The organism is ANME-2 cluster archaeon (assembly GCA_019429385.1).
Classification (GTDB): Archaea; Halobacteriota; Methanosarcinia; order Methanosarcinales; family Methanocomedenaceae; genus Methanocomedens_B.
In genome coordinates this window covers 1-15,221 of record JAHYIS010000006.1, presented here as the reverse complement: position 1 = coordinate 15,221, position 15,221 = coordinate 1, and the positions used below count along the sequence as shown (strand labels likewise).

The window sequence follows — 15,221 nt, the reverse complement described above, 5'->3', positions numbered from 1 at the left end:
AGGTTTTGGGTTACAATATTTATCAGTGGATATTAACGTTTCTGTCAAATTGAGGTGAAACTGATATAATGTTATTCATGCCATACCATCCATAATAATGAGGGAGATAATATCCTATTTGCTGAAATTTCCCATCTCTTCCAGCAGTTTATTGTAATCGATCTCAGTAGCATAACAACCATCGTTTGAAAGAGGAATGCCATACGTCTTTATGTTCTTATTTTTTAAAGAGCGCATGACCTTGTTAAGCTCGTAATTGCATGCTAATAGAAGTGCGCCGTCAGCTGATTCTTTTTTGATGATATGCCTGACATATGATGACCCCGCAACAATATACAGGGTGTAGTTAAACCGTTTAGCGTCTGTTTTTATCTTTGAGAAGATGCACTTCCCGCATGATATGCATTCGATCCCGAACTTTGTTGACGCTGCAGGACAATCAAGTGCACGCATGCAATGAGGGGCCAGCAGCAAACGGTGTGTGGTCTTTTTAAAGGCAGATATGTGTGCCATATTCTTGAGGGAGACCATCCATCGTTCCAGTTTTTCAGTATCAGAATACTTGTGGAAGAAAAATTTTATCGGAAGATAGAAAAAGTCAAGAACATCCGTAAAAAAACCTGCAAGCCAGATATTCCTGCACAGGCTGGCCCGGCTCATCCACAAAGCAAAAAGGGCCAGGAAGACGGATATAACCACAATGGTGAGCAGTGCAATCCCGATCAATCTATACATCGCATATCTCCATCTTGTGAATTACTTCTGCTACATCTACTTTTGTATCAAAACATCCATCCCTTATCAGGCAAACGCCTTGAACAGGCATGAATTTTGAAACTGATTGCATAGATTCGGTCAACTCCACATAACATGCGACTCCAAGACATGCATCCGGATTATATGACTTTATTATCTTCCTGACAAAGCTGTCACCCGGAACAATAAAAACTTTGAAATCATGCTTCTCTGCCGCCTCGGCAATATCTTTAATGTCACACTTACCGCATTTAGTGCACTCGTAGCCCATTATGGGATCGCAACGTGCCCTGCATTGAGGATGCCTCATACACTGGGGGAGGATAAGAGCGCGTCTGTCGGCTTTTTTTATGAACTTTTCAAGCATCACCGCGTTCCTGACCTCAATTAATATTTCGTCAACAATTTCTTCTTTTATGGAAAAAATCCTGCACATCCATTTTGAAGGCGAATAAAAGAGGTAGAGCATAAATAAGATAAAATTTGGAAATATTATCCTGTGTCTCCTGATACTATATGCACCAAGCAGTAATGCGGCACCAGTCACTATTGCAGCTGTGAATACAAAGAATACGAACAGTTTGCCAAGAAGTTCATAGGAGAAAAGCATCAAATGAAAACAGTTATATCGGTATTTAAGACTGTCGCGGGTTGAGCGGTTTTGATGGAATCTATGGTACCTTTTTATTGTATCTAACGTATGACGTTAAATACGCAGGTAAATCTGACTGATAGGGGGATTTTCCTGCTAATGGTATGGTCAAAATACTTGAACAACAATTCATTGATAGTAGCACTTGAAATCTCCAGATGTGAAGATAGTAGTAATAGGAATGGCTATTAAATTTAATTTTAAATCGTTTTTTATAGTATATATCTGATTTTTTTTAATATATATGCATTATTTAGTAATAATTTAACTTTTAAATTAAAAATACTTGACAAATCGTGTACATACTTGAACCTTTGCCGGATAAAATATCCTCTTGCAGTATTGAGTAGCACTAAGTATTAATCGGTATACGATTATAGGAAAGAATATGGTAATAAGAAAGAACATAGCACTTGAACCTCAACATCTGAATAAACTCAAACCACTCCTGCAGAAAAATGACAATAATCTCAGTGCTGCCGTAAGGGATGCCATTGATTTTGCTGATTCGGCGATCAACCAGTTCGGGACACTGAAAGAGGCAAAAACACACCTTACTGAGACCAAACGTGAATTATCTCGCCTGGAAGAAACCATTCAGTCAGGTCGAAATGTGGTAATCAGTTATCCGACCCTGCTATGGTTCCTGAAATACTCCCGGGGCATTTTGATGGACAGGGCAATACTGGAAGAAGTATTGGACCCGCTGAATATTGAGACAATATCAGAACTTGACCAGAAAATGAATGAACTCTGCCAGGAATTCGGCTGGCAGATAAAAGTTTCATTGTTCTCAATGGATAATCTTGAACCTGAGTCCGTAACTCTTATGGTCAGCGACGGCTCAGAAGCATTGCGTGAGTTTGTAGCCCTGCACATTGCCCAGTTTTTTGCATATAAGTTGAACCTTGATGTTGAGAACGTACACCTTCGGGCCACTTCCATGCGGGTAGATTTTAGAAAAATAGAATTAAATACCAGATTCAGGGGATTGGAGAACTATTTTGGCTATAACAACCAGGTTGTAAATGAGCTATTAAGGAAGCCAACATTCTGGCGAACACTGATTAGGGTCCACATGGTAACAAATTATAATATCGTGTCTATGGGTCGCGATAATTTCGCAGACATCCTGGCAAATAAACCCTTCAAAAACACCAGCACAATTGAATCATTTGTAGAGAAACACATATTTGATATCCCTTTTCAGGAATTTCTTGGGACAATAAAATTGCTTCACGAAAACATGGGACTCGTGGAAAAAATAGAATATTCAGATATGGAAACCATAAAAATATACCATGGTTACAAAGATGAAGACGCCATAAGGCGATTAACCGATTTCTATCTATACCTTCTGGAATCTAACGGGCATCATTGTAGTGCGAAATGTTCTGCCAGTTTGGTAATACTCGAAGGGATACGTGATCGGCAGTAAATTATAATGATTAAACATGATATACTTTAAATAACTTAAAATCATATCGTTCAGAGGTGATAAATATGGCAGAAATCGTAAACATAGTATCAAAGAAAGATAGTGAAATACTGTCCATGAAGATCCAGGCATCGCCATACGAATTTACTATGGCCACACGGGCTAAATGGGAGATGGTGGTCGCCGATGAGAACATGACTATCGGAAAGGGAAAATTTGAAAAGATCAAGATCAAGAAAATCCATATGCAAAAGGATACCCTTGCTCTGCCCTGTGCATTTAATCACCACGCACTGGTGTCAGTGGTGAAAATAGGGGGTGAAGGGGGTTGTTCTGCGCCTGTGGAATTCGACCGTATGGTAGATTCAGCCTACGTCCTGGGGATTGATTCAGGTGAGGTCAGGAAAGGTGATTTGCTTGCGGTTATCAACGTATTCCCGATAATGTTCACCCGGGACGCTTCAGTTCCCGTGAAGGTCAAGTAGGAGATGGAACATATGGAAACGTGTGAGATATGCGGTGAGTTGCAGGATACAAAATATTTTCCAAAATATAATATCTGCACAACCTGCCATGACCTGCTTGAAGACCTGATGAGCGAATATTTCCTCAGGACCATAGAGCAAAAGGGAACTGACGTCCACAAAGGATACCAGAGATACCTTGAATCCAGCAGCAAGTATGTATCAGATTACAAGAAGATCCAGCGTGATTCAAAACACCAGATACAGGAGGTCGGTGACCGGTTGCGTAGCGAACTGGAATCGGGGGGACCGAAACAGCGGTACCTTGAACTGATGCTGCAGACGCTGGAATGGTTAAAGAACACTCCTGAGTTCTATAACTACTATTTCAAGGAATACTATGTATGCCCGGGCTGCAAATCGTCCATATTCTATCATTTCCAGACAGAGAACGTGGGTGACTGGCTCATGATATCATGTGACCAGTGCAGTACGGTGATAAAGAAATATTACTCCCCCAAACTTGTATAAATTATGCAGGGGCACATCGTCCCCTGCCAGTTCTTTTTCTCTTTGGGAATTTATGCCGGTACCAGTGGGATATTGAAAACTCCCAGTAATATGACGATGAGAACCCCTGGTATTCCAGCCAGGGCACATATCATGACAGAAACCCAGTTGATATCGACTGAAAATCCCAGGTCGAACATTTTGATCGCAACATTTGATGCAAAAAGTAATATCAGCCCCACAACGGAATTTACGATCAGGTATTTAATTACTTTAAGCACGTAGAACACAGCTATGAATGCTGCAATGGCAACAATAAGGATTGCCAATCCGTTGATTGTTATAAAATCCAAAGGCATGGTTTTTGTCCTCCTTACACTTTTTAGTTTATCAAAATAATATTATTTAGTCCTTATCCCCTATAATAATATACCTTCCTTGAGATATAGTAGACAGGTATGTGTGCAGCAAGAGATATAGTACTTGCCAGGCCCTGTGTAGAAGACCCCAGCCTTTTCATAGCAGAATCACATTTCGGCCGTAGCCTGGATATGGAGATAGTTTGCAGGATACTGGATGAGCTGGATATACCGGAGAGACGCTGTTCCATTCGTTTGGGGGTTGCAAGGTTCAGGCTTGAAGACTGGCAGGTCATGGTATACCGCAAAGGACGGATAGATGTGAGGAGGGTGACCAATGTGGATAATGCTGCCGATGCCATGAACCGTGTCGAGTCGATAGTCAGTTTGGCTTTTCTGGATTAGGTAATGTCACGTGTCTTATCGGTACAACCTTCGTGACATTTCTTCCATTGAACTGTTGGTTTTGTTGAGCACTGAATTCAGTTTTCTATCAAGATTATCTTCAACACTCTGGATATTGATCCTTAATGAGCGCTCTTTCGCTTCTAACATAGCTTCAATCCGTCTCATCCTCATATCTACGGAAAGAATCATGGCTGCCAGGGAACCGATCAAGACCATTGCCGCAAGCACCACTATCGCATCTGCAGCATAATTTGATGAAGAGAACCTGCTCATCCATTTTGTGGTCAATACAAAGGCTGACACGATCATACCTACTGAAAAAATAATATCTCTTGCTTCCATTAACCATCACCTCCGCTAAGCATTATACGCTTATGTTACGTAACAGGTAATAAACCTTTACAAAAAATACGATAAATGATAGAATAAGACGTTCAATGGCTGCCCGTTATTCCCGGATGTTCATACAGTTCTGACAGTTCTATCCGGTCATTTGGGCATTGAGAACAAAAAACCACAACCTTATTAATGGATATTATTGAATCAGTGTCTATACAATTTTTGAACGGATTCATATCGAGGACTTGGAATGATAAAAATACTATTAGTTGGCGGAGGAGGGCGTGAACATGCTATTGCACATGCCATCTCCGGAAGTAAGCACGATTATCAACTGTATGCAGTGATGTCGAAAAAGAATCCGGGAATTGCAGGGCTCTGTGAGGATTTCCTCATCAATGCGGAAACCGAAGTGGAAAAAGTAACCGAATACGCTATAAAGAACGGCATAGACATTGCTGTTATCGGCCCTGAGGGCCCGCTGGCAGCGGGACTTGCAGATGCTCTTGACGTTGCAGGTATCCCTTCTGTCGGACCAAAACGCGCGGCTGCCAAACTGGAATTCGATAAGGCATGGACGCGCAGTTTCATGAAAAAATACGGCATCTGCGGGCTTCCCGAGTTTCGGATATTTAACAAGACCCAGGAGGATGCAGCACTCAGGTATGTGGATGAACTTGGTGATGTAGCCGTGAAACCGGCAGGTTTGACCGGTGGTAAAGGGGTAAAGGTCATGGGGGACCAGCTGCCAGACAGGGATGCTGCCAGGGCGTATGTTTGTGAACTATTGGCCAGGGACGTTGTGGTCATTGAGGAGAACCTGAAGGGAGAGGAAGTAACGGTCCATGCCTTTGTGGACGGCAGCCATCTCGCGTTTGCGCCGTCAGTACAGGACCACAAGCGGGCGTATGAGGGTGACCTTGGCCCCAATACCGGTGGTATGGGGTCATATAATGATGCAGGACCTCTGTTACCCTTTATGAACGAGAGGGATTACGAAGAGGCAAAGCAGATCATGAATGATGTTGTGGTCAGGGTCAGAGAAGAGACCGGGGTGGAGTACCGCGGTATCCTGTATGGCCAGTTCATACTTACTGCCAGTGGTATCAGGGTGATAGAGTTCAATGCCCGTTTCGGAGACCCGGAGGCTATGAATGTGCTTCCGCTGCTGGAGACTGATTTTATCGATATTATACAGGCCATGACCACCGGTACTCTTGACACCATTGATGTGCAATTTGCCACTAAGGCCAGTGTATGCAAATATGCGGTACCTGCTGGTTATCCTGAGAATCCCGTAAAAGATGCTCCCATTCAGGTAGGCGATACCGGAGATGCATTGTTGTTCTATTCCAGTGTCTATGAAAAGGACGGCGTGGTGTATACGACCGGGTCAAGGGCTGCTGCTGTTGTGGGCATTGCCGATACCATTGAAAAAGCCGAGCAGATTGCCGAGCAGGCTCTCAACAGCCTGCGAGGTCAGCTGGAAAGCAGGCATGATATCGGTACCCAGGCATTGATACAAAAGCGTGTGGACCACATGAAGAGCCTGAGGGGATAATAATAAATAGACTTGTTGACACTGTGATTTACTAAATGAAAGGTGATATTTTGTCCCATTTATTATCCATGAGTGACCTGTCGCGTGTTGAGATTATTGAGCTGCTGGATATGGCAGACGAACTGAAAGCCAAACGAGCCGGTGGTTTGGTGGTGGAAAAGCTCAAGAACAAGAGCCTTGCCATGATCTTCGAAAAATCCTCGACCAGGACCCGCATTTCCTTTGAAGTGGCAATGAATGAACTGGGGGGGCACCCCCTGTATCTGAACTACCGTGACCTTCAGCTTGGAAGAGGAGAGACCATCGGTGACACGGCCCAGGTGATGTCAAGGTATGTGCACGGGATTATGGCAAGGGTGAACAGTCACAATACTCTCGTTGAACTGGGCCACTATGCGAGTGTGCCTGTTATCAATGCCCTGTCAGACCTGGAACACCCGTGCCAGTTGCTGGCGGACCTTATGACCATCCGGGAATATAAGGGAAAGCTGGAAGGTTTGAAGTTCGCCTGGATAGGGGATGGGAACAATGTGTGCAATTCTGCGATACTCGCTGCAGCCATTACCGGAATGCAGATGAGCGTGGCCTGTCCTGAAGGGTACGAGCCTGACCATGGTAGTGTGGAACGTGCCCGGGAGCTGGGCGGCTCGGTCGAGATAGTATCGGACCCGAAGGTTGCTGCCCTGAATGCCGACATCCTGTACACTGATGTGTGGGTCTCCATGGGCGATGAGGATGAGCGGGAACAGAGGATGCGCGACCTGGGGCCGTACCAGATCAATGATGCATTGCTGGATGTGGCAAAGGATGATGTTATTGTGCTGCACTGCCTGCCCGCACACCGTGGCGAGGAGATTACCAGTGAGGTGCTTACCAGCCCCCATTCTGCTATACTGGATGAGGCTGAGAACAGGTTGCATGCACAGAAAGCTTTGTTGATAAAATTGATGGGTTCAACATAAAGGCTTAAATCTAATTAGCGATATTCAGACTCCGTATCCATTGACAGCTTGGTGCTTGCGCTCAAGCGCACAGTATGGACAAATACATAAACATAATAAGTAAACAAAATGCGGGGGTCGCCCAGACAGGTCAAAGGCGCTAGGTTCAGGGCCTAGTCTCGTAGGAGTTCGAGGGTTCGAATCCCTTCCCCCGCATAATCTTACTTCATTTTTGGGAATAACGGGATATGATCCTGAAATGGCTATACAGGCCCTGGACAGTTTGTCTAAATATACCGGTGACCCGTCAATCATCCCGATGCCCCGCCTGTTACATGACGGGGTCGGACCCTGCGGGATGAAAAGATTCTGCTCGGGCAAGGAATGAGAAAAAATTATGAAAATCCCATTTTTATCAGTCCAATTTCAGCAGCTTTTTTATTTGCCTCTTTTTTAGTACTTCCTTCCCCTTCAGTTACTTTATTGCCATCCAAATATAACCCTTGTTTGAAATGTTTGTCATGGTCAGGGCCCCATTGTTCTATTTCTCTGTATATCGGGTTATTATAACCTCTTTTAACTGCTTCCTCTTGAAATTTTCCGATGGGATTTGAGTCACCTATTTTACCTAAAGCGCCTTTTATGTCAAAATATTTGTAGACAAATTTCTTCGCTTCAGGATACCCCTGATCAAGATAAATACCACCAATAAGCGCTTCTATTACATTTGGATATATAGTATCAATATTTACCAGGCCGCTGCCATATATTATATATTTATCAAGTTGTATTGTGTCTGCCAGAGATTTTAGACTATCATTGGATACCAGTACTTTCTTAACCTCAGTTAAAACGCCCTCTATTGTTTTGTTGTTTATGTTTGCGTATTCTTCAATTTCATTTTGATTATACGAATATTCAGCTACAATCAAACCCAAAACTGAATCCCCAAGGTATTCCAGTTTTTCATAATTGTCAGCATCGAGATTATTTATATTTTTAAAATGTTCTAATCGCGTTTTGTCTCCACTAAATGTTGATCCGTGCAGCAAAGCGTGTATCAAATATTTTGGATTATTAAACTTGATACCAATTATATTTTGAAATTTTTCTAAATCTTCATCTCTTACCGTTAAGTCATTATTCAATATCATATATTTTCCTCGTGTATTTTGAAATAAATCAAAAAACAAAAAGAACCAGTAATAATAAAAATGAGATATTAAAACAAACATCTGGCAAATAATATTTTATTCTAATTATTATTTACAAGAGGCCTGTTTTAATAACTTACTTTTATGGTTATTAATTCTATTTTTAGTAATTATTCATTTTATTAATAGTATATATATTTGGTCTATGCCCGCAATATATTTTCAATTCAAAATAATAATCTACTAATCCGATACAAAACTGCCGATACTGCATGTCATTTAAGAGTAAACGTTCTTGTGAGTTTTATCGAAATCCTCTCTTGAATTGAATAAGAAAATCATACCTATATAGGTATTTGATGTTCTTACTGGAGAACAGGCGTATAAAAAAGATGAGATGGTAAATAGTATGTCCATCCCTTAATATTCACCCATAATCAAATGATACCAAACAGGTCTGCAAAGAAGAATACTACTTTTACAATGGTAACCCCTATCTCCTGTTTGACGCCGATTCCTTCGTAATAAATATCTCCATTCTTTAGCGCTTTGTTCGTTTCTGCAACCGGGTCATCAGATGCTCTGACCTTTTCTACGACAGCTTCGGTCGAAATCAACCGAAGGGTTGGATTATCCGGTTTACCGCTGGTCAATTCAGTGATATATCCATCCGAATTGGTCACTGCTCCCAGCTCGATATTCCCTTCAGGTTTTTCGACCACTATATGGATGACCTGTCCTCCGAATACCGTATCAATAAGTGGAATATCCTTGACTATTTTATCCAGAAGAGGATTATAGATATTCAGGAAAAAATGCATTGCCTCATCTTCAGTTATTGCTGAAGCCACCGGAACACAGGACATTGATACTAATAAGATAATCAACAATGAAATCAAAACTGTTCTAACCATATTCTCATCACTCCTATTTATTAAGTTGATAATTATATTTTTGCCTAATAATGTTATCGGCAGAAGCGTGTTTTTTTAGTATGTTGCGGAGATGAACATCCTATCCTCAAAGACTATTATGAATGTCCCTGGTGTTTTTCCTCCTCTTCACACCAATCAACCGTACTAATATACCATTATCCTGCCTTCAGATAATCCGGTGAATTTCTCGAAGTTCATCAGGTCTTCCACCGGCAGTCGGTCAGTTTCTTTATGCATCGGCGGTTCTTCCATGGGATAGCCCATGGGTATGACCGTCAGCACATCGAATTCCTCTGGTATGTTCAGTATCTGCTTGACCTTGTCCTTCTCAATAGTGGTCCACGCCGTACCTATGCCCAGCTCCCATGCCGTCAGCATGATATTCTGGACAGCCATGGCCCCCGCATGCCCGGGTTCACCTACCTGCTGGTGGAACGGGTATCTGGCTGTGATGGGAAGAATGACCACCGCGATGGCCATAGGCGCATTGCATTCGATCGTGGGAGCGCATTTAGCTAATTTCTTGAGCGTTTTACTATTTCTGATTATTATGAACTCCCACGGTTGGGTATTGAACGGGCTGGGAGCCCAGCGTGCCGAATCTATGATACGGTACAGAATATCATCAGGTACAGGGTCCTGCTTGAATTCCCTGATCACACGTCGCTGTTTAATTGCATCTGCAATTTCCAAAAGTACCACTTTCCCTTAATTTCCATTGAAAAATTATTTAACGTCATATTACCTTTATCATTTAATTAATCTTTGGGACATTGTTCCATTAATGCACACGTGACCAACCGGGGAAGTTGGGAATAATCCAGTATCAAATTACGGGACTGGGGTACCGGGGACATCGGGATAGAGTCCATTCATAAAATGGAGGAATAATACTTGGAATTTTCATGGATGATAGGTGGGGAAGCAGGTTTTGGGATAATGGCCTCGGGTCTCACACTTTCTAAAACTTTTGCGCGCGGAGGGCTTCATGTATTCGATGCCATAGAATACCCCTCCCTTATCAGGGGAGGCCATAACACCTATATGGTACGTACTGCCAGCAGGGAAGTCCATTCCCATACCGGATATATTGATATGCTGGTGGCATTGAACGAAGAGACCATCCACCTGCATAAAGAAGAAATGGCCCCAACCGGATGCATACTCTTTGACGGTATGCATGAACCGGAAGACCGGTTCGGGGTCCATGCAGATATCAGCCTGTTTCCCATACCCCTTGGCGACATTGTGAAGGACCTGGGCGGACAACCTATCATGCGAAATACGGCAGCCATTGGTGCCACCATTGCTCTTATAGGATATGACCTGTCCCTATTTGAGAACCTGCTTGCCGACATGTTCAAACATAAAAGCGAAGATGTGGTCCGGGACAATATCCATGTTGCCAGGGCCGGGTATGATTTTATGATGAACAACCATCCAGGAGGTTCGGGAATTATCGTGAAACCTGCTGATGGTCTCCGAAGGATGGTAGTGAGTGGGAATGAGGCGGTAGGTCTTGGTGCCCTTGCAGCAGGCTGCAGGTTCTATTCTGCATATCCAATGACACCCGCATCAGGTCTTTTGCACTTTCTTGCTGCCGAGGAAAGGAACCATAACCTTGTTGTCAAACATACCGAGGATGAACTGGCTGCCATACTCATGGCGATCGGCGCTTCCCATGCCGGGGTAAGAGCAATGACAGCTTCGTCTGGAGGAGGTTTCTCGCTTATGGTAGAGGCCCTGGGTCTTGCAGCCATGACCGAGACCCCGCTGGTGGTAATGGAAGCCCAGCGTCCCGGACCCAGTACCGGACTGGCCACCCGTACCGAAGCAGGAGACCTGAGATTCGTGATGCATGCTTCCCAGGGAGATTTTCCCAGGGTGGTCATGGCACCAGGGGACGCGGAGGAATGTTTCCAGGCAGCAGGTCATGCATTCAACCTGGCTGAAAAATACCAGGTACCGGTGATAATTCTTACTGACAAGTTCCTGACAGAAAGCCATAAAACGGTAGATGGTTTTGAACCCGTGCCCGTGGACAGAGGAGAGCTGCTGGACCATGCCCACCTGGACAATATTACAGATTATAAGCGATATGAAATGACCGATTCAGGAATTTCACCAAGGATCATACCCGGCCATAGAAAGGGGGTCTTCATAGCCAATAGCAATGAGCACGACGAGCACGGGCGCTACCTTGAAGACCCCCTCAACAGGACTGCCATGATGGACAAGCGGATGAAAAAACTGGAACATCTTGCAGCCGAACTGGAAGAACCACACCTGTACGGGCCAAAGACGGCCGATCTTACGCTGCTGAGCTGGGGTTCAACCAAGGGTCCCATTCTTGAGGCAATGATGCTGCTCAAGAACAGTGATATAACGGTAAATTTCCTGCAGATACTGAACCTGTACCCGTTCCCCAGGGAAAAAGTGACCAGGATAATCAAAAGTGCCAGACTGACCATTGACGTGGAGAATAACCAGACTGCCCAGCTTGCCGGGATGATCCGGGAATATACAGGAATGAAGGTGGACGAGAAAATACTCAAATATAACGGGAGACCCTTCACGCCAGAGGAGATTGCAAACCGTGTGGCTGAGGTGGTTAGACATGGCTGAGATACAGGATTTCAGGATGGATAAAAAACCAGTCTGGTGTCCGGGATGCGGTAATTTCGGGATACTTACCGCATTGCGTGGCGCTCTGGCGGATTCGGGGTATGAACCTCACCAGGTGATGATAGTTTCAGGTATCGGGTGCCATGGTGCAGTTACCCAGTACGTCAATGCGAATGGTTTCCACTCAATCCATGGGAGGACACTTCCTGTTGCTACAGGTATCCACCTTGCCAACCATGAACTGAGCGTCCTGGCAATGGCGGGAGATGGTGATGGCTACGGTATAGGCATGGGCCATTTCATACATGCCATGAGGCGTAACATGGACATGGCACATATCGTGCATAACAATAAACTGTACAGCCTGACCACGGGCCAGACCTCTCCCACCACTGATAAGGGCCGCCCAACCAAATCCACCCCCTTCGGGGTTATTGAGATACCGGTGAACCCGCTGACCCTTGCCCTGTCATCAGGAGCCACGTACATATCCAGGGGCTTTGCCGGTGACCCCCCACACCTGCGAAAACTTATCGCCGATGCCATTGCTCACAAGGGATTTGCGCTGGTTGATGTACTGCAGCCCTGTGTTACCTTCAATCATGTGAACACCAACACATTCTACAAGGAGAGGGTGTACAAACTGGATGAGGACGGGAATTACGATACCGCTGATAAAATGGCAGCCTATGAGCGGGCTTTGGAATGGGGTGAAAAGATACCCATCGGGTTGTTCTATCGGGAAAGCAGGCCCACGTATGAGGATGAGGTGGTTACCATTCGTGATATGCCGCTGGTGAAGAGGCCGGTTGAAGGTGTGGATATTACAAAGACCATGGAGCAGTTCTTGTAGTTCATCGTTCCCATCTCCTAAATACTATCATTCCCAATATATCACCCATGCACCCCCCGCTTTTCAAAGGCCAGATACAGATAGCTTCGGCAGCTACACTGTTCGGCCTTATTGGTATTTTCATAAAGCTCACAACTCAGATGCCCCTGGGTTCCATTATCTTCTACCGGCTGCTGTTCGGCCTGGTTGCCATCACGCTCTTTTTCGGATGCTGTGGCCGGCTGAGTGAACTTCGTCTGGTGGATAAAAAGCTCTCTGTCCTGCTGCTGGGAATATTCCAGGCAGGCACTATGCTTTCTTATTTCATTTCGGTAAAATACACGTCGGTTTCCATAGCTGTCCTGCTGCTTTATACGGCACCGGTCTATGTTACCCTGCTTTCGCCCATAATTCTAAAAGAATATATCTCCCGCAGCAGCCTTCTTGCTCTTGGTATCTCTATCGCAGGGGTTATCATGGTCATTCAGCCAGCTACCCTGTTTGGGAATGTGGATACCCTGTATGTCATGGGGTTGGCCGCGGGGCTGGTATCGGGACTGTGTTATGCTTCGATAATCATGACATCCAGGCAGCTCAGGGATTCTTATACAGGCACGACGCAGGCTACCTGGGCGTTGTTCATAACCATGGTGCTCTTCTTGCCATATTCTATCGCCGTACCAGGCAAGGTATTGCTGGATAACCTGTATCTGCTCATCCTGTTCGGGCTGCTGCCAACGGCCGCCGCTCTCATTCTTTACCTCAGCGCTCTCAAGCATGTCAGGGCACAAAGCGCCAGTATCATTGCATTGCTGGAACCGGTCAGTGCTGTGGTCTTTGCCTTTCTCATCCTTAGCGAACCGGTCACTTTCACTACAATAATGGGCGGCGGGCTGATATTAGTGGGTGCGATGCTGGTGAGCAGGGAGCGGGGTGTGGAGTGCGTCCAAAAATGACCTGCCTTTTTCAGGGCAGGACCGCTCCTTGCTGACCCGACTCAGCCGGCGGGAAGGGGGGAAGCTGTGGCGTGGGTGCCTTCTCCAGCACGGTCTCAAGAAGCATCTTCTCCTGGCCACGGAATATCTCTACTTCCACGTTATCTCCCACCTTGTGTTTATTGATGACCTTTATCATGTCCTGCACGGTGTTTATCTGGATATCATCTATCCTGATTATGATATCTGCCATTTCCAGACCGGATTTATCGGCTTCGCTCTGTGGCACTATTCTGGTGACCACCACGCCTTTGTCAACCGGCAGACTGTAATATGCCATAAGTTTCGGGTTCACGTCCACTGCATTGATACTGATCCAGGGTCTCACGATGACCCCGTGCTCCCTCAACTGTTCTGCGACCCACAGGGCGGAAGCAATGGGTATGGCGAACCCGATGCCCTGGGCAAAGGGTATGATGGCGCTGTTAACGCCTACCACCACGCCCTGGCTGTTGATGAGGGGTCCTCCGCTGTTGCCTGGATTGATAGCTGCATCGGTCTGGATGAGTCCTTCCATGTATGACATCTCGGTCTGGATGGAGCGATTCAATGCACTGATGACCCCGGCAGTGACCGTGGGGCCGCCGACCAGACCCAGCGGGCTTCCGATAGCTATGGCCATCTGTCCTATCTTGAGCTTGTTGTTCTTTGCCATCTCAGGCACAGGCAGGCCGTCGGCATCAATATTGATGACTGCCAGGTCCATCATGGTATCAATACCTTTGAGTACACCGGGCAGGGTCCTGCCGTCGTCCAGTGTTACATTTATTTCAGACGAGCCAAGTACCACATGCGCATTGGTCAGGATACACCCGGCCTCGTCTATTATGAAACCCGAACCCACGCCCGGCACAGGATGAATGTGCAGATGAGCGTCTTTTATCAATTTCACTTCGCTGATGTTGACCACGCTGGGTATTACTTTATCTACTGCTGATGTGACTGTCTCGTCAAAATTGAACATAATGAACTGACCCCTTGAGTGTTAGTACTTTAAACATCGGTGGCGAGGTGTTATTAATATTACCCAGACATCTCGTAATCGATGGAATATCAAAAAAAGGATAAAATGTGTCCAACTATACACACTTTATGCCCAGGTGTTTCATCTTATTGTACATAGCGAGATTGACCAGCAGGGGAGTGATACTTTCCACCATAGATGATACTTCGAGAGGACCGGCCATCAGGGGCCTGAGATTTTTGATATCCCTGACCAGTCCGGCAACAACGCCGTTTGCCTCAGCATTAT

Annotated in this window: 17 protein-coding genes and 1 tRNA gene; 10 read left to right on the top strand and 8 right to left on the bottom strand. The window is 45.2% G+C overall.

What is annotated here, in order from left to right:
• Window positions 1-114: 114 nt before the first annotated feature.
• Together K0A89_03565 and K0A89_03560 are read right to left on the bottom strand one after the other, a co-directional pair.
• Complete coding sequence (locus K0A89_03565) at window positions 115-735, bottom strand: DUF116 domain-containing protein (GenBank protein ID MBW6517561.1); 621 nt, start codon at window positions 733-735, stop codon at window positions 115-117.
• A complete protein-coding gene (locus tag K0A89_03560) occupies window positions 728-1,366 on the bottom strand; it encodes a DUF116 domain-containing protein (GenBank protein MBW6517560.1) in 639 nt (212 codons plus the stop codon). The genes K0A89_03565 and K0A89_03560 overlap by 8 nt, the downstream gene beginning before the upstream one ends.
• 430 nt (window positions 1,367-1,796) lie before the next feature.
• Between K0A89_03560 and K0A89_03555 the strand changes: the two genes are divergently transcribed.
• From K0A89_03555 to K0A89_03545, 3 genes are all read left to right on the top strand, one after another.
• Entirely contained in the window at window positions 1,797-2,846 is a 1,050-nt protein-coding gene (locus K0A89_03555; protein MBW6517559.1) for a hypothetical protein, read from the top strand.
• A gap of 65 nt (window positions 2,847-2,911) precedes the next feature.
• Entirely contained in the window at window positions 2,912-3,331 is a 420-nt protein-coding gene (locus tag K0A89_03550) for a DUF22 domain-containing protein (GenBank protein MBW6517558.1), read from the top strand.
• A gap of 12 nt (window positions 3,332-3,343) precedes the next feature.
• Window positions 3,344-3,841 (top strand): hypothetical protein, encoded by a 498-nt coding sequence (locus K0A89_03545; GenBank protein MBW6517557.1) that lies wholly within the window; start codon window positions 3,344-3,346, stop codon window positions 3,839-3,841.
• Window positions 3,842-3,891: 50 nt separating this feature from the next.
• Here K0A89_03545 and K0A89_03540 read toward each other — a convergent pair whose 3' ends face one another.
• On the bottom strand, window positions 3,892-4,179 hold the full coding sequence (locus tag K0A89_03540; protein MBW6517556.1) for a pro-sigmaK processing inhibitor BofA family protein: 288 nt from the start codon (window positions 4,177-4,179) through the stop codon (window positions 3,892-3,894).
• Between the two features lie 99 nt (window positions 4,180-4,278).
• On the opposite strand from K0A89_03540, the gene K0A89_03535 reads away from it, so the two are divergent.
• Complete coding sequence (locus K0A89_03535; GenBank protein MBW6517555.1) at window positions 4,279-4,584, top strand: hypothetical protein; 306 nt, start codon at window positions 4,279-4,281, stop codon at window positions 4,582-4,584.
• A gap of 15 nt (window positions 4,585-4,599) precedes the next feature.
• On the opposite strand, the gene K0A89_03530 is transcribed toward K0A89_03535, so the two are convergent.
• Entirely contained in the window at window positions 4,600-4,929 is a 330-nt protein-coding gene (locus tag K0A89_03530; protein ID MBW6517554.1) for a hypothetical protein, read from the bottom strand.
• Between the two features lie 250 nt (window positions 4,930-5,179).
• Between K0A89_03530 and purD the strand changes: the two genes are divergently transcribed.
• The 3 genes from purD to K0A89_03515 all read left to right on the top strand — a co-directional run bounded on the left by purD (window position 5,180) and on the right by K0A89_03515 (window position 7,644).
• Window positions 5,180-6,487, top strand: a complete 1,308-nt coding sequence (gene purD, locus K0A89_03525; protein MBW6517553.1) for a phosphoribosylamine--glycine ligase — start codon at window positions 5,180-5,182, stop codon at window positions 6,485-6,487.
• A 35-nt stretch (window positions 6,488-6,522) separates the two neighbouring features.
• Window positions 6,523-7,449, top strand: a complete 927-nt coding sequence (argF, locus tag K0A89_03520; protein MBW6517552.1) for an ornithine carbamoyltransferase — start codon at window positions 6,523-6,525, stop codon at window positions 7,447-7,449.
• 110 nt (window positions 7,450-7,559) lie between these two features.
• Window positions 7,560-7,644: transfer RNA gene (locus tag K0A89_03515), tRNA-Leu, on the top strand.
• 179 nt (window positions 7,645-7,823) lie between these two features.
• Here K0A89_03515 and K0A89_03510 read toward each other — a convergent pair.
• The 3 genes from K0A89_03510 to K0A89_03500 form a co-directional block, all read right to left on the bottom strand.
• On the bottom strand, window positions 7,824-8,582 hold the full coding sequence (locus tag K0A89_03510) for a hypothetical protein (protein ID MBW6517551.1): 759 nt from the start codon (window positions 8,580-8,582) through the stop codon (window positions 7,824-7,826).
• A 437-nt stretch (window positions 8,583-9,019) separates the two neighbouring features.
• The gene (locus tag K0A89_03505) at window positions 9,020-9,496 is read right to left on the bottom strand and encodes a hypothetical protein (GenBank protein ID MBW6517550.1); all 477 of its coding nucleotides are present in this window, start codon (window positions 9,494-9,496) and stop codon (window positions 9,020-9,022) included.
• 165 nt (window positions 9,497-9,661) lie between these two features.
• Window positions 9,662-10,210, bottom strand: a complete 549-nt coding sequence (locus K0A89_03500) for a nitroreductase family protein (protein MBW6517549.1) — start codon at window positions 10,208-10,210, stop codon at window positions 9,662-9,664.
• Between the two features lie 201 nt (window positions 10,211-10,411).
• Here K0A89_03500 and K0A89_03495 point away from each other — a divergent pair, with 201 nt between their 5' ends.
• The 3 genes from K0A89_03495 to K0A89_03485 are packed head-to-tail and all read left to right on the top strand — an operon-like array spanning window position 10,412 to window position 13,930.
• The gene (locus tag K0A89_03495) at window positions 10,412-12,142 is read left to right on the top strand and encodes a 2-oxoacid:acceptor oxidoreductase subunit alpha (protein ID MBW6517548.1); all 1,731 of its coding nucleotides are present in this window, start codon (window positions 10,412-10,414) and stop codon (window positions 12,140-12,142) included.
• Window positions 12,135-12,995, top strand: coding sequence for a 2-oxoacid:ferredoxin oxidoreductase subunit beta (locus K0A89_03490; GenBank protein ID MBW6517547.1), 861 nt, complete (start codon window positions 12,135-12,137; stop codon window positions 12,993-12,995). The genes K0A89_03495 and K0A89_03490 overlap by 8 nt, the downstream gene beginning before the upstream one ends.
• A 47-nt stretch (window positions 12,996-13,042) precedes the next feature.
• Entirely contained in the window at window positions 13,043-13,930 is an 888-nt protein-coding gene (locus K0A89_03485) for a DMT family transporter (GenBank protein MBW6517546.1), read from the top strand.
• A gap of 10 nt (window positions 13,931-13,940) precedes the next feature.
• On the opposite strand, the gene K0A89_03480 is transcribed toward K0A89_03485, so the two are convergent.
• Window positions 13,941-14,933, bottom strand: coding sequence for a trypsin-like peptidase domain-containing protein (locus K0A89_03480; GenBank protein MBW6517545.1), 993 nt, complete (start codon window positions 14,931-14,933; stop codon window positions 13,941-13,943).
• Between the last annotated feature and the right edge of the window lie 288 nt (window positions 14,934-15,221).

Bases quoted from the DNA above. Each gene is read 5' to 3' on its own strand.
- K0A89_03540 (MBW6517556.1), bottom strand. From the start codon at position 4,179: ATGCCTTTGGATTTTATAACAATCAACGGATTGGCAATCCTTATTGTT.
- K0A89_03485 (MBW6517546.1), top strand. From the start codon at position 13,043: ATGCACCCCCCGCTTTTCAAAGGCCAGATACAGATAGCTTCGGCAGCT.
- argF (MBW6517552.1), top strand. From the start codon at position 6,523: ATGAAAGGTGATATTTTGTCCCATTTATTATCCATGAGTGACCTGTCG.
- K0A89_03505 (MBW6517550.1), bottom strand. From the start codon at position 9,496: ATGGTTAGAACAGTTTTGATTTCATTGTTGATTATCTTATTAGTATCA.
- K0A89_03545 (MBW6517557.1), top strand. From the start codon at position 3,344: ATGGAAACGTGTGAGATATGCGGTGAGTTGCAGGATACAAAATATTTT.
- K0A89_03560 (MBW6517560.1), bottom strand. From the start codon at position 1,366: ATGCTTTTCTCCTATGAACTTCTTGGCAAACTGTTCGTATTCTTTGTA.
- K0A89_03565 (MBW6517561.1), bottom strand. From the start codon at position 735: ATGTATAGATTGATCGGGATTGCACTGCTCACCATTGTGGTTATATCC.
- K0A89_03550 (MBW6517558.1), top strand. From the start codon at position 2,912: ATGGCAGAAATCGTAAACATAGTATCAAAGAAAGATAGTGAAATACTG.
- K0A89_03535 (MBW6517555.1), top strand. From the start codon at position 4,279: ATGTGTGCAGCAAGAGATATAGTACTTGCCAGGCCCTGTGTAGAAGAC.
- K0A89_03490 (MBW6517547.1), top strand. From the start codon at position 12,135: ATGGCTGAGATACAGGATTTCAGGATGGATAAAAAACCAGTCTGGTGT.
- K0A89_03510 (MBW6517551.1), bottom strand. From the start codon at position 8,582: ATGATATTGAATAATGACTTAACGGTAAGAGATGAAGATTTAGAAAAA.
- K0A89_03480 (MBW6517545.1), bottom strand. From the start codon at position 14,933: ATGTTCAATTTTGACGAGACAGTCACATCAGCAGTAGATAAAGTAATA.
- K0A89_03530 (MBW6517554.1), bottom strand. From the start codon at position 4,929: ATGGAAGCAAGAGATATTATTTTTTCAGTAGGTATGATCGTGTCAGCC.
- K0A89_03555 (MBW6517559.1), top strand. From the start codon at position 1,797: ATGGTAATAAGAAAGAACATAGCACTTGAACCTCAACATCTGAATAAA.